This window comes from Saprospira sp. CCB-QB6 (assembly GCF_028464065.1).
Classification (GTDB): domain Bacteria; phylum Bacteroidota; class Bacteroidia; order Chitinophagales; family Saprospiraceae; genus Saprospira.
The window spans coordinates 1,715,342-1,728,992 of record NZ_CP116808.1 but is presented as its reverse complement, the minus strand read 5'-3'; the positions used below and the strand labels follow the sequence as shown (position 1 = coordinate 1,728,992).

Sequence of the window (13,651 nt, the reverse complement as noted above, 5' to 3'; positions counted from 1 at the left end):
CTATGCAGCTAGAGGCTTTTCTGCATTTTTTGCGCTACGAAAAGCGCTATTCTGAGCATAGCTGTCAGGCTTATGCTACTGACTTACGACAGTTTGATGCCTTTTTGAAGGAGGAATATGAGCTGGAAGAAGCGCAGGCCGTCAATTTGGGCATTTTGCGCTCTTGGTTGGTGCGCCTGATGCAAGCGGGGCGGGCAAGTAGTACGATTCACCGCAAAGCCAGTAGTTTGCAACGCTATTTTAAGTTTCTCATGCAAGAGGGACAGCTGCAACAAAACCCTATGCAAGGCCTTCAATTGCCTAAGAAAAAAGCAGCTTTGCCTCATTTTTTGGCTGAGCAGCAATTGGCCAAACTCTTTAGTGGGCCATATTTTGAAGCCGATTTTCCAGGACAAAGAGATCGCTTGATGCTGCTTTTGTTTTATCATACAGGTATGCGCCGAGCCGAATTGCAGGGCCTGCGTTGGAGCGATTGGGATTTTGGTTTGGAACAACTTAGAATTTTAGGAAAGGGCCAGAAAATGAGAATCATTCCGATCTTGCCTCAGCTTAATACCGATTTGCAAGCCTTTAAATTGCTGGCTCAAGAAAGCCTTCCCAATTTTGATCCCAAAGGTCCCATTATTTTGAACGATCAGGGCCAATCTCCCTATCCAAAATGGATTTACAATAAGGTGCGAGACTATCTAGGCCTAGTGACTACACAAGAAGAACGCAGTCCACACAGCCTACGCCATAGCTTTGCCACCCATTTGAGCAATCAAGGGGCCGATTTACAAGCTATTAAGTTGCTCTTGGGCCACAGCAGCTTAGCTTCTACACAGATTTATACGCACAACTCTTTAGAGCAACTAAAGAAAGTATATGCGCAAAGCCACCCTAAAGCCAAAAAAAAGGAATAATTTTGCCCGCTAAACTTTAGTATGTTATGACGGATCTCGCAAAACAACAATTTCAGCTCAAACTTAAGCTAGAAATCATTTTTTGGGCACTAACTCTCCTTTTGGTGGGCCTATTGACCTACCCACTTTATAGTATCATGAAAGATTGGCATTTTGTCTATGCCAACGCCCTCTTCATTATCATTTTTACGACTTATACTCGCCATCTGTTTTTGCTTAAATATAGCTTTTTGGCCTATGCACAATGGGCCAAATTTGTGCTCATTTTTGCCAGCATTCCCCTCATTTTTAAGCTAATTGAGTACACTTTTGGCTTCCAAGATTTTATGGAGTCAGAAGGGCTACCTAGCTTTACGGTCTATTTTCATCCCGAAGTCGGACTTAAACAACAGCAACAACTCCTTAGCTATATGAAAGGGGAATACCTCTTTTTTGGCGTGGCCAGCATTATTGTGGCCATTTTACTCCCTTTCCGCCTCCTCATTTCCTATTGGCGAGTCTACAATAAGCAAGGAACGGTATAAATTTAGTGTTTTTTGGGGCCCGCGGCCAGCAAAGCTGGCCGCCGCTAGGCTCCGCCGCTCGCTCTTCGCTCGGCCCTGCGCCGCCTTCGGCGGCTGGGTCTGGCCTGCGGCCACGGCTGCGCAGCGCTGGGCCTGCGGCGGCTTCGCCGCCTGCTCCCCGAAAAAAATCAAAAGTAGTTTAAAATCCCTAGGGCAACTTATGGCCAAGTTTTCAGAAAAAACTGTAACTTATTTCGCGTTTTGGTCGTTTTGATTGTGTAAGTATTAACCATTCTATGAAAAACAAAATTGTTGCCGCCCTTTTGGCATTCTTTGTCGGCTTTATCGGAGTCCATAAATTTTATTTGAACCGCCCAGTACAAGGGGTGCTTTATTTCCTATTATCTTGGACCGGGATTCCTGCAATTATAGCCTTTATAGACTTTATTGTCTTGCTGGTCATGTCTCAACATGACTTTGACTACAAGTATAATTATGATAGTGCTGGTGGTGCACTGGTTCGAGAAAAACAAGCGCTTTACCGAGAGAAAATTCAGCTCGAGCGCCTGCATTTGCAAGAGGAGCGCAAAAAAGCTGAACAACGTCTGAATAATAAGAAAATTGAGGTCAAAAAAATTACTGGCGAGCAAGCTGATACCTTAGCAGCTTGGCAAGAGCTATTGGAGAAGGGAATTATTGACCAATATGAGTTTGAAGAGAAAAAACGGGTCATTCTCGGTAGAGATGATTAAACGAATAGAGGCTAAAGCCGTCATAAATAAGCCAGTAGATATATTGAAGAAGGCCAACAAAAGCTGTTAATGTTTAATTAACTATTGTTTTAGTTAAATCTTTTTCAGTAGTTTTGGCTTACACTCTACTAAAAGTGTATCATTTTTGTACATACATTTTCATTACTTACTTAAATTTCACAGCATGAAACAGATCATGATGCTTTTCGCTATGCTAATGTTTGCTGGCATGGCCCACGCACAATGTCCTCACGCTGCTGCTAAAGCTGCTAAAGCTGAAGCTACAGCTACTACAAAAACTTGCACTAAGTCTAAGAAAGCTTGCACTAACAAAGCGGCTTGCACTAAGGCAACTGCAACTGCCGGCAAATCTTGCTGCAAATCAAAGGCTGCTGCTACAGCAACAGCTGCTTCTAACAAAAAAGCTTGCACTAAAGCTGCAGCTGGTAAATCTTGCTGCAAATCAAAAGCTGCTGCTACAGCAACAGCTGCTTCTAACAAAAAAGCTTGTTCTAATGCAGCTGCTTGCACCAAAGGCGACAAAAAGTCTTGCTGCAAGTCTAAAGCCAAAGCTACTGCTGCTGCGGCCACTGAGAAGAAAACTCAAGCTGCTCAAAAAGGCTAAGCCTTTGAGTTGAATATTTTAAGCCAGCGCCCGAAAGGGCGCTGGCTTTTTTTTGGCCCAAAGGGCCTTTTTGGGGCCAGTTGGCTGGCCCAGCAAGGGCCCAGCGCTGCGCAGCCGTGGCCGCAGGCCAGACCAAGTTTTTTTGAGCGCAGCGAAAAAACGCAGGGCCGAGCAGACTTGCGAGCGGCGAAGCATAGCGCCAGAAGGCGTAGCCGCCCTGGAGGCCCCTAATCTAAAGGTTTAGAAAGCAGTAGAAAGAGCAGAAAGGGAGCGCCTAAAAGCGAGCTGATGAGATTGATGGGGAGTAGTTGCTCTAGGCCAGGAAGCTGGGCCAAAATTTGGCAGGCTAGCAGCAAAACAGCTCCTAAGAGGGCTGTAAAAGGCAGTAAAATTTGATGGCGTTGGCTGCCCAAAATCAATCGGGCCAAATGGGGGACCGCCATTCCAACAAAGCTAATGGGGCCACAAAAGGCGGTGATTCCGCCAGCTAAGAGAGAGGAAATAAGTAAAATTTTCCAGCGTAAACGGACATTATTTAGGCCTAGAGAGCGGGCTTCTATGGGGCCGAGGAGCCAAATATTGAGCCCTTGTGCCAGTAAAAAGGCTAAAAAGAGGGCAAAAAAGACCAAAGGCGTGAGTAGGGCCAGCTCGCTCCAGCCTAGGCGGTTGAGGTCGCCCATGCTCCAAAAAATGAAAGATTGTAGTTCTTCTTTGGGGCTAAAATATTGGAGAAAAAGGATAAAAGCATTGGTAAAACTGCCTAGCATCAGGCCCATCAGTAGGAGGTGAGCGGGCCGTTGGCCCAAGCGCCAAGCCAAAAGCAACAAAATAAAGAGGCAAAAGGCGGCCCCGCTGGCTGCGGCCGCTAAAAGTCCCCATCGGCTAGCGGCCCAAAAGGAACTTAGGCCCAGTAGGCTGCCGCCCATAATCCAGAGCGCAGCTCCTAGTCCCGCTGCGCTACTAATGCCCAAGACAAAGGGGCCCGCAATAGGGTTTCGGAAAAAAGTTTGCAGTAAAAGTCCACTGACCGACAAGCCCGCTCCGGCCAAAATGGCGGCCAGACTTCGGGGTAGGCGGAGCTGCCAAATGATGCTCGCCAGCCCTTCGGTAGATTGAGGGCCAAGAGAAAGCCCTTGCCACAATTGGCTAATGGAAATAGGGCTAGAGCCCAGCGCCAAACTTAGGGCGAAGAGCAGCAGAAGGGCTAGGAAGAGCGAAAAAAATCGGTTAAAATGCATCATCCGCCCAATCATAATAATAATGGAGCCGCCAATTGGGCAAAAGCTCTGGGTGGAAAATATGGATCAGGTCGCTAAGCACTTCATCGGGATAAATAGTGCCTGATTCGAAGAAGTTGCGGCGACCTGTGCCACAGTAAACATTGCCATAATAATTATAGATCTTTTTTTGCTGAAAGGCCTGGAAAAGGGCATAGCGGGGGTTATTGGCCCTTAGTTCCTCGAAGCTCCTGTAACTACCCACATTAAGCCAGTAATCGGCCTTTTGTCCTTTGGCCAAAACGGCCTCAAAATCTAGGGGAACGCCCTCTTTTCCTGGCAGGTCTTTCCAGAGATAATTGGCTTGTGCATCGGCTAGATATTGGGCCATAAAGCTTTTCCCTCCAGCCAAATACCAGCCACCGCCAAACTGGCTACCCAGCAAAACTGAAGGCCGTGTTTGGGCCTTTTGGGCCAACTGTTTCAGTTCTTTGTAGGCGGCAAAGCGCTCATTTACAAAATTTTGGGCCATCTCATCTTTTTCGAAGAGTAGACCAAACAAGCGAATCCATTCCATCTGGGCGAGGGGAGAGGCTTCTGCATATTCTTTAAGGCGAAGCTCGGGAATATTTAGGTCGGCTAGTTTGGGGTCAGCTTTGGCCCCATAACCAACCACCAACTCTGGCGATAGTAAAAGTAAAGCCTCATAATTAAGCTGTTCTCGGCCCAATTCGGGGAGGATCTCAACATAATGGCTTTTAAAATCTCTTGCATCAGAAATGCCCACTACGCTTTTATGCTCACCGAGGAGTTCGATCATGGCCCAGGCGGGACTGCTTTTGCAGACCACTCTTTTTAGGGGATAGGGCAAATACTGGTAGTTTTCCAGCCTTTTGCTAATTTTCAACGTCCTAGGATAAAGGCAAAAGCGCTGCTCGCCAATTTCTACTAAATATTGTCCATTTTCTATGGCCTTGACCTTAAACCCTTGGGCCTGCCGAAGCTCTATGGAAGAGGTGGTTTGCGCTTCTTCCTGACTGGAAGTTGGTGCTTCTCCTTGGCAAGCAAAAAGCAAAAGGGCTAAAAAAGGGAGAAAGTATCGCATAAAAGGCTTTTATGTAGAGAAATACTAAAAGCCCAAAGTTAGGGAAAAAGCGGGCAGTCTAAAAAACTAAGCTTTTGTTAAACTAGCATTAGTACGCTTAGCCGAGCTAGAGAATAAACTAACTATTTAGTAATAAGTAAAGCGATTATTAACAGTTAGTTAGTCTTAGGCCAAAAAAAAATAGTTAAATAAAAGGCTTTGAAGTATAATAGATCTTTTATCGAGACTGTCGCCAAATTAAGGCTAAGAGCTTGTTAAATACGACTTAAGACTTAACAAAGGCTTAATCATGGGCTTGTATTCTATAATATTTTGTCTATTTTTACCGAATTGAAGCTATTGTTCTAATTACACAATTTTAAATCTATTTTATGTTTAACCAAAAACTTACTACAGCCTTATTTGCTGTAGCGTTGCTTTTCTCTTGGAATGCAGCGTTTGCACAAGTAACTGTTTGGGGAGCTGGATCCGCAGATGTGCACACAGATTCTGTTGGTCGTTTTGCTTCTGCAGATGGTACCTTAGGAAGCTTGGGCTGGACGCTCACAAGTGCTTACACTCCTCAATGGGAGTACACTCCTACTGGTGCGTCTGCTTCTTTAGCTGCAGCAGATACGCTATTTTCTCCTAGCTGGGCCGATGGTTCTGCTATGTTTGATGGGTTCTACCACTACTTTAATGACACCACTGCAACAGGGGATCCCAAGATACAAGAAGCATATTTGACAAGCCCTGTTATTGATCTTTCTGCTTACGCAGATTCTATCTTGACTATCGAAGGATATGCTAGAACTGTAGCACTTAACGAAGGCTTTGATGGCTATACCGTAGAGGTGTCTTTGGATAGTGGTGCAACTTGGACGATCTTGACAGATTTTTCTGCTACAACTGACTTGCCTACTCTTGGTGCGTTTAGCAATGGCGTTCTTTTCAAAGAAGGCTTTTTCTCTCTAAACTTTACCAGACCGTTACGTGAGGCTGCCGCTAACCAATCACTAGAAAACTGCTTCATTCGTTTTTACTACAATGACTATGCATATTTCTATGGTGTAGATGATATTTCAATCAAAACCAATGAACCTTACTCAGATATTCGCCTAGCATCTATCTCTCAAGTTTCTGATGAAGGAACAACAAACCTTCGTTTGCTTGAGGATACAGATAATATGTTTTGGGGTGGAACTGTAGACAATATCGGATCTGAAAATATTGCTGGTTCAACTTTGTCTATGTACATCGAAGTATTGGATCCTTCTGGTAACGTTGCCGTGCTAGACACGCTAGCCATTACAGATGCTATCCCTGCTTATTATGTACCTGATAGTAGCTCTACTACTCTAGAAGGAACAATTAACGGATGGTTGCCTACAGTTGCAGGTACTTATACTGTTAACCAATGGGTAGCTTACGATCAAGCACCTGCTAGCGGATATACTCCAAATGCAAATGACTCTATGTCTACTCAGTTTGTTGTAACTGAGGACATGACTCTATCTAAAACTTTCTTAGATGCTGATGGTTACCCTGTAACTAGCGGTAGTGGTGCACTTTTGAATGAAGATGCAGCTGGTCAACTTCCTGGTGTTATGGAATGGGGGTCTATGTACTATATCCCTAACTATGCCATCGACCCTGCTACAGAAGATTCACTAATGATCGACTCTATGTCTTATATGGGATACACTCCCTCTTCAGCCACTATTGACCCCAGCCTTGCTGGCGGTCTTGTGAGCATCGCTACACGTATTTATGAAGTAGCTGACACAGATAGCACTGGACTTTGGACGCAAGATCCAGCTAGCGCTTTTGATCCTGAACTTATCCTTAGCGGTATCGGTAATGATACTGTTGCACTTGTAGCTGGTGACTCTTATCAGCGTCGTGTAAATATCGTAGGACTTAACAGCGTATACGGTGTAACACTCAAGCCTAACACTGCTTATGTAGCTACTGTTATCCAATCAGATGTTATTAACGGTCTTAGAACAGCTAATGGCGAACATAGAGGTATGTTTATCTCTATTGCAGAAGCTGTAGACTACACAGATAACTTTGTCGTTCAAGAGGACAATAGCCCTTCAGGCCTTGTTAGAGTTTCTCCCACTGTTTTGCGCACTGGTTATATTGGAACAAGCGGACTAGTTGGTCACCGTTGGTACAACATCGGTTATGGTTTGGATGCAATTCCTGCTATCTCTTTGAACTTGGCTACTAAATTCCCTGTAAATGTAACTCAGAATCCTGATGTTACTACTGAATTTAGCATCTTCCCCAACCCTGCTACTGAGCAAATCACTGCTAAAGTAGAGTTGACTGAGATGAACAGCAATGTTCAATACATTATCACTGATGCAACTGGTCGTATGATCATCAACGAGCAAAAGAATGACCTTCAGTCTGATGTAGTAACTTACGATGTAAGCAACCTACCTGCTGGCGTTTACTTCTTCTCTGTTCGTACTGCTAAAGGTGCTAGCTCTCAGAAGTTTGTTAAGCAATAAGCTTAATTAAGCCATAAATTTTCTGCAGCCCAGACAGTCTTTCTGTTTGGGCTGCTTTTTTTTGCCCTTTTTTCTTTTTTTTGGGGCTGCCCCTTCCGCTAGGTTGAAACCCAGCGCAAAGCGACATCGCTTTGCGAGCTTATACAAAATGAGGGTTAAAACCCTCATGAATTATCGGTCGGGTCGGGCTGTTTCGCAGCTCGCTATTACTTGCTTCGCTGCGTCGGCTCCCGTTGGTCGGGTCGCTCGGCCCTGCGTTTTTTTCGCTGCGCTCAAAAAAACTGGGTCTAGCCTTCGGCCACTGCTGTCCATCCCTCAGCCGCGTCGCTGCGCTCCTTTTGGCGGCTTCGCCGCCTTTCTTGGTCCAAAATAATTAACTTATGTCTATTGCTGTAAATGCCCGCTTTCTACTAACCAATAAATTAGAAGGAATCGGCTGGTATAGCTTCGAAATTCTTAAACGCTGGGTAGAACAGCATCCCGAAGAAGAATTTGTCTTTTTTTTCGATCGTCCTTATGATCCTCAGTTTGTTTTTGGTCCCAATGTAACGCCTGTGGTTTTGGGACCTCCAGCTCGGCATCCCATTCTGTTTTACCTCTGGTTTGAGTGGAGCCTGCCCGCCGCCTTCAAAAAATATGGCTGTGATCGCTTTTTTTCTCCCGATGGCTTTTTGTCGCTTCGGGCCAATATTCCCACGCTTTTGGTAATTCATGATATTGCCTGGAAACATTTTCCAGATTTGGTCCCTTGGGCCCACCGCAAACATTACGAATACTTTATGCCGAAGTTTATTGCGGCCGCCCAAAAAATTGCCACGGTCTCCCAATACTCTCAAGATGATATTTTGGCCCAGTTCCCAGCAGCCCAAGGCAAAACTTTTTATAGTTATAATGGTTGCCACCAAAGCTATAAGCCTTTGACGGAGCCAGAACAACAGCTTATTCGAGAAAAATATGCAGAGGGCCAAGATTACTTTTTGTACCTCGGTTCTATCCATCCCCGCAAAAATATGCTAAGGCTCTTACAAGCTTTTGAGGACTTTAAGGCCAAAACCAACTCGCCTATTTTGCTCTTGGTGGCGGGCCGTTTAGCTTGGCAAAATGATGAACTCAAGACTTATCTGGACCAAATGAATTATCGCTCGTCGGTCCGCTTACTAGGCTATTTGCCCCAAGAAGAATTGCCCAAAGTACTGGGCGCAGCCTATGCTTTGCTCTATGTTTCTTTATTTGAGGGTTTTGGTTTGCCCTTACTAGAGGCCGCAGCAGCTGGAGTCCCCGCTTTAGGGGCCAATACTTCTTCTATGCCAGAGGTGGTTGGAGAGGCTGGCCTTTTGGCCGACCCCTATTCGGTAGCGGATATTAGTGCGCAAATGCAGCGATTGGCCCAGGATAAAGCCCTCTACCAAAAACTGAAAGCTGCCACAGCCCAACAAGCTAGCCGTTTTTCTTGGCAAACCGCAGCTGAGGAACTCTGGACCGAACTGATGAACTTGAACGTTTAGGCGGCGAAGCCGCCCTTTGAGCGCCCCAAAGGGGCGCCTTTTATGGCCTAGCGATGTGCAGCAGTGCGGCGAAGCCGCAGACCAAGGCCGTCAGGCCGCAGGGCCGAGCGAATAGCGAGCTGCGAAACGTAGCGCCCGCCGAAGGCGGGAGGCCCCAAAAAATCATTAAAATGAGCATTCTAAAAAAAAGATGAATAGAGTTCTGTATTTTTGAAAAAAAGAGAAAATGAAATACCCCCTATTGCTTGGTCTGTTGTTGCTCTTTTGCGCTTGCGAAAACGATATGCGAGATGTAAAGCGCTTTGAGGGCATGGCCAATTCGAGTGTAGAAGAAGCCACAGAAGTGGAGTTATTTTATAGTGATTCGGCAGTGGTGCGAATGCGTTTGCAGGCGCCCTTGATGCAAGAAGACCGAGATGAAAAAGAGCCCAAACGCATCTTCCCTGATGGGGTAGAAGTAGATTTTTATGGGCGAGATAAGCAGATTAGCAGCCACTTAACGGCCCTTTATGCAGAATACTCGGAGAAAAAGCGTTTTATTGTGTTGCAGGATAGTGTTGTGATTCACAATAGCCAAGGCGAGCAACTCGAAACCGAGGAACTCTTTTGGGATGAGCGCAAAAATGAAATCTATTCTGACAAATTTGTGAAAGTAACTACGCCCACCGAAGTGATGCAAGGTTATGGGTTTCGCTCAGATATTGAGTTTAAGAACTGGGAAATTGACTCCCTTAGCGGTATCTTTGAAAGCAGTAGTTTGTTGAAAAATCCTGAATTTTAGGCTTCGGCCAGATTGAAATATTATGTACACACAGCTTTTACTCATCTTAGCTTTTCTCTTTGCTTCTGGCTTTTTCTCTGGAATAGAAATCGCCTATGTGTCGGCCAACCGTTTGCGGATTGAGCTGGAAAAGAAAAAGGGGAGTCGCAGAGGGAAAATTTTGGCCCAATTGATTGATGAGCCTTCAGAATTTTTGGGCACCACCCTGGTTGGTAACAATATCGTGCTGATCGTCTTCTCGATTTTGGCCGAGGAATTTATATTGACCGAGGGCTATCTCAACCTAGCCGCAAGCTTTCCCGATACAACCGCTCAACTGTTGTTGGTGACGCTCTTGAGTACTTTGGTGGTTTTGGTCTTTGGTGAACTTATGCCCAAGGTGATTTTTCGGGCTACGGCCACAGCTAGCCTCTTCTTTTTTGCCCTGCCTTTTTCCATGATTAAGTGGGTCCTTACGCCTGTAGTTTGGGTGATGGTCCAGAGCTCTTATGCTTTGCTGCGCATCTTTTTGGGCATTCAGCCAGAAGATGAGGAGCAGGTGTTTACCAAATTGGACCTAGAGCATTTTATGAAGAGTATCAAACCCTCTAACTTGGAAGGGATTGACCAGACGCTTTTTCAAAATGCCCTTTATATCAATAATGTGAAGGTGCGGGATTGTATGATTCCCCGCAACGAAATTCAAAGTATCGAAATCAATAGCTCTATAGAAGATTTGCGAGAGAAGTTTATTAGCTGTCGCAATTCTAGAATCATTGTTTATGAGGATAATATTGATGAGATCAAGGGATATGTGCACCACCAAAAACTATTGGAAAAGCCCGATAGCATCCAAAGCATGCTCTTCGATATACCAATCGTTACGGAATTTATGCCCGTTCGAGACCTGATGAACTCTCTCATCAAAAATAAGGTGAATATTGCTTGGGTGGTTGATGAGTTTGGAGGCACTTCTGGTATCGTGACCTTAGAAGATATTTTAGAAGAAATCTTTGGAGATATCTCTGATGAATATGATCCTGAACCCGAACATCAACAAATTTCAGAATCGGAATACCTCTTGGCGGGCCGCCTAGACATTGATACCATCAATGAGGAATATCAACTCAACCTACCAGAAAGCGAAGATTACCACACTTTATCGGGTTTTCTGGTAACCGAAATGGAGGCCATCCCCGCACAAGGAGAAAGCTTTCACCTGCAAAATTATGAGTTCATTTTTGAACAAGTTAGTGACACTAGAATTGAACTAGTTCGTTTGATTCGTTTGTATGAATTGGAAAATGAAGATTAACAATAAGGGTTCGAACCATTCGCTTATAGGAGTAGTCTATAGTAGAGAAAAAAGAACTCTCCCCTTTTAATGCGAAAAAAAATGACCATGAAAATCAATTTGCTCAGCAGCTCTCTTTTAATTTTAGCTGCTTCTCTACTACTAAGCTCTTGTTTTAAACGAGATAATGCAGACTGGACATTTACACAGGATAATGCTGTTTCTTCAGAGCTTTTTCAAGATGTCTACAAACAAGTAGATGAAGCGGCCCAATCTGACGGAAACCTTAAAAGCTGCGCAGCTGTAACGCTCTCCGATACTTTAGGTAACTTCCCCAACACCGTAACCATTGACTACGATTCTGCCTGCCTAGGCACAGATGGTCGCCTAAGATCAGGGATTATTCAAGCTGTCTTTTCTGGCCGTTGGAGAGATGAAGGAACCACAGTGGCCATAGAGCTCCAAGACTATAGTGTAAATGATTATGCTATTGAGGCTAGTGTTACGGTAACCAATAATGGTCGTAATACTTTAGGAAATATTTCTTATACGGTGGTGGTCGACAATGGCGAAATCATCGACCCTGAAGGAAATACTATCCTCTGGGAAGGAACTACAACTTATGAATGGACCGAAGGAGAACGCACTACCTTCTTTACTGATGGCTTAGCAGGGATCCGCGATGATGTATACAGCATTACGGGTAGCTCTTCTGGAGTAAACAGAAACGGATCAATCTATACCTCAGAAATCACAGAACCGCTTATCCGTAAACTCGACTGTAAGTGGATTACCGCCGGAGAAATTGAACTTACTCCAGCTAATGGAGATCCTCGAGTAATCAATTTTGGCGATGGCGATTGCGATGCCGCTGTCACTTTTAGCTTTAACAGTATTAGCTTTAATTTCCTTTTACCTTAGCTAATTAAGCAATAAAAACTTAATGGTCAGTACTAACTATAGTACTGGCCATTTTTATTTTAGTCAAGTTTTGTATTTAAATGAAGTCACATCTGTGTTAAAATAATATGAGATTTTTGATCCCGCGTAAATAAGCGCCTGTAAAGCAGTGTTTTGAGTGTAAACTAACTCAAAACGAGTGCTTTGTGATAAAAATGATCTACCTTTTCTGCTTTTTTCCCCTCTTCAGCTCAGCCCAAGTTATCTGGCAAGAAAACTTTGATGCCTATGCAGATGGCACGACTCTCGGCAATGATAACAATACGAGTAACCCCGCCGCCGATTGGCAAACGGATTGTCCAACTTGCGTCGACGCTAACGATTATCTGGCCGTCCAAAACGGAGTTTTAGAATGCCGCGACTCTAATGGGCCCGCTAGCTGGACCTCCGAACTGATCGACCTATCCGCTTTCCCCGGCCCTTTTACCTTTTCTATGGACTTTAGCGAAATTGGCGATATGGAAGGCTGTGACCCCGGTTGCGGGACCAATTGCGTGGATTGGGTCCGCCTAGAAGTTAGCCTAGATGGCGGCGCTTTTTCTAGCCTAACTACAGCCAATGGCGGAACCTGCAATAACGTAGCCGCAGGGGGCGATTTCCTCCTGCTCGGCGAGTTTACTAGCTATGCCTATCAATCAGCTTGCTTTACCGCCTCCTCTGTTCAGTTTCGTGTGAGCTTCCAAACTTGGGCCGGCTCAGAATACCTAACTATGGATAATCTGCTGCTCGCCCAAAATAGCTCGCTCTGTAGCGTTTTGGACCTCAAAACGCTGAACTTTGAAGCCGATTATCTAGACCAAAAACACCTGCTGAGCTGGAATATCGAAATGGAAAATGAAAACCTAGCAGGAATTACCCTAGAACACGCTATCGATGGAACTCAGTTTTTCCCTCTCCAAGAACTAGAGGGCGACCAACTCAAAACGAGCTTTATCAATAACAGTCCCCTCCAAGGCTATAATTATTACCGCCTCAACCTAAAACGAGAAAATGGCGAGAGCTACTTTTCGCCTATTAAATCTTTGCAAGGCCCAGAAGATAACTACCAAATTAGCCTAGGCCCCAACCCCCTAGCCGCAGGCGAAGAATTAAAGATATTCAGCCAACTCAATATCCAAGAATTAAGCGTTTATAACGCTCTGGGCCAGTTACTCTGCCGCAAAACAGATCAACAACAATTGCCTATTCCCACAGATTGGCCCGCAGGAACCTATATTCTCCAAATTAAGGCCGCCGGCCTAAGCTATTACCGCCGATTAGAAGTCTATTAAATGACTTCCCTTCAAAGTCTCACTGCTTGCAGCTGGAGGCTTTTTTCTTTTTGGGGCTGCCCCTCCCTTCGGTCGGGTCGGGCTGTGCGCAGCTCGCTATTACTTGCTTCGCTGCGTCGGCTCCCGTTGGTCGGGTCGCTCGGCCCTGCGCTTTTTCGCTGCGCTCAAAAGCTTGGTCTGGCGCTTCGCGCCACCCGCTACCATCCCTCAGCCGATAGGCTGGGGAAACCCCAGCCTTGAAAGCGGTATTGCTGCT

At 45.2% G+C, this 13,651-nt stretch carries 12 protein-coding genes and 1 pseudogene; 10 read left to right on the top strand and 3 right to left on the bottom strand.

What is annotated here, in order from left to right:
• Positions 1-2: 2 nt before the first annotated feature.
• The 4 genes and pseudogenes from PPO43_RS06700 (at position 3) to PPO43_RS16235 (ending at position 2,157) form a co-directional block, all read left to right on the top strand.
• On the top strand, positions 3-902 hold the full coding sequence (locus tag PPO43_RS06700) for a tyrosine-type recombinase/integrase (protein ID WP_272621041.1): 900 nt from the start codon (positions 3-5) through the stop codon (positions 900-902).
• A 26-nt stretch (positions 903-928) separates the two neighbouring features.
• Entirely contained in the window at positions 929-1,426 is a 498-nt protein-coding gene (locus PPO43_RS06695) for a hypothetical protein (RefSeq protein ID WP_272621040.1), read from the top strand.
• Positions 1,427-1,701: 275 nt separating this feature from the next.
• A pseudogene (locus PPO43_RS16240) lies at positions 1,702-1,902 on the top strand (TM2 domain-containing protein); the annotation flags it as partial.
• A gap of 75 nt (positions 1,903-1,977) precedes the next feature.
• Complete coding sequence (locus tag PPO43_RS16235) at positions 1,978-2,157, top strand: SHOCT domain-containing protein (protein ID WP_442985444.1); 180 nt, start codon at positions 1,978-1,980, stop codon at positions 2,155-2,157.
• A gap of 249 nt (positions 2,158-2,406) precedes the next feature.
• Here PPO43_RS16235 and PPO43_RS06685 read toward each other — a convergent pair whose 3' ends face one another.
• The 3 genes from PPO43_RS06685 to PPO43_RS06675 form a co-directional block, all read right to left on the bottom strand.
• Complete coding sequence (locus tag PPO43_RS06685) at positions 2,407-2,658, bottom strand: hypothetical protein (protein ID WP_272621038.1); 252 nt, start codon at positions 2,656-2,658, stop codon at positions 2,407-2,409.
• 351 nt (positions 2,659-3,009) lie between these two features.
• On the bottom strand, positions 3,010-4,023 hold the full coding sequence (locus tag PPO43_RS06680) for a FecCD family ABC transporter permease (RefSeq protein WP_272621037.1): 1,014 nt from the start codon (positions 4,021-4,023) through the stop codon (positions 3,010-3,012).
• Complete coding sequence (locus PPO43_RS06675; RefSeq protein WP_272621036.1) at positions 4,010-5,104, bottom strand: ABC transporter substrate-binding protein; 1,095 nt, start codon at positions 5,102-5,104, stop codon at positions 4,010-4,012. Before PPO43_RS06675 ends, PPO43_RS06680 begins: the two co-directional genes overlap by 14 nt.
• A gap of 371 nt (positions 5,105-5,475) precedes the next feature.
• Here PPO43_RS06675 and PPO43_RS06670 point away from each other — a divergent pair, with 371 nt between their 5' ends.
• The 6 genes from PPO43_RS06670 to PPO43_RS06645 all read left to right on the top strand — a co-directional run bounded on the left by PPO43_RS06670 (position 5,476) and on the right by PPO43_RS06645 (position 13,395).
• Positions 5,476-7,605 (top strand): T9SS type A sorting domain-containing protein, encoded by a 2,130-nt coding sequence (locus tag PPO43_RS06670; RefSeq protein ID WP_272621035.1) that lies wholly within the window; start codon positions 5,476-5,478, stop codon positions 7,603-7,605.
• A 380-nt stretch (positions 7,606-7,985) separates the two neighbouring features.
• The gene (locus tag PPO43_RS06665; protein ID WP_272621034.1) at positions 7,986-9,110 is read left to right on the top strand and encodes a glycosyltransferase family 4 protein; all 1,125 of its coding nucleotides are present in this window, start codon (positions 7,986-7,988) and stop codon (positions 9,108-9,110) included.
• A gap of 226 nt (positions 9,111-9,336) precedes the next feature.
• Positions 9,337-9,891, top strand: coding sequence for an LPS export ABC transporter periplasmic protein LptC (gene lptC / locus PPO43_RS06660; RefSeq protein ID WP_272621033.1), 555 nt, complete (start codon positions 9,337-9,339; stop codon positions 9,889-9,891).
• A gap of 22 nt (positions 9,892-9,913) precedes the next feature.
• Complete coding sequence (locus tag PPO43_RS06655; protein WP_272621032.1) at positions 9,914-11,185, top strand: hemolysin family protein; 1,272 nt, start codon at positions 9,914-9,916, stop codon at positions 11,183-11,185.
• A gap of 87 nt (positions 11,186-11,272) precedes the next feature.
• Positions 11,273-12,085, top strand: coding sequence for a hypothetical protein (locus PPO43_RS06650; RefSeq protein WP_272621031.1), 813 nt, complete (start codon positions 11,273-11,275; stop codon positions 12,083-12,085).
• Positions 12,086-12,279: 194 nt separating this feature from the next.
• The gene (locus PPO43_RS06645) at positions 12,280-13,395 is read left to right on the top strand and encodes a T9SS type A sorting domain-containing protein (RefSeq protein WP_272621329.1); all 1,116 of its coding nucleotides are present in this window, start codon (positions 12,280-12,282) and stop codon (positions 13,393-13,395) included.
• The last annotated feature ends 256 nt before the right edge of the window (positions 13,396-13,651 follow it).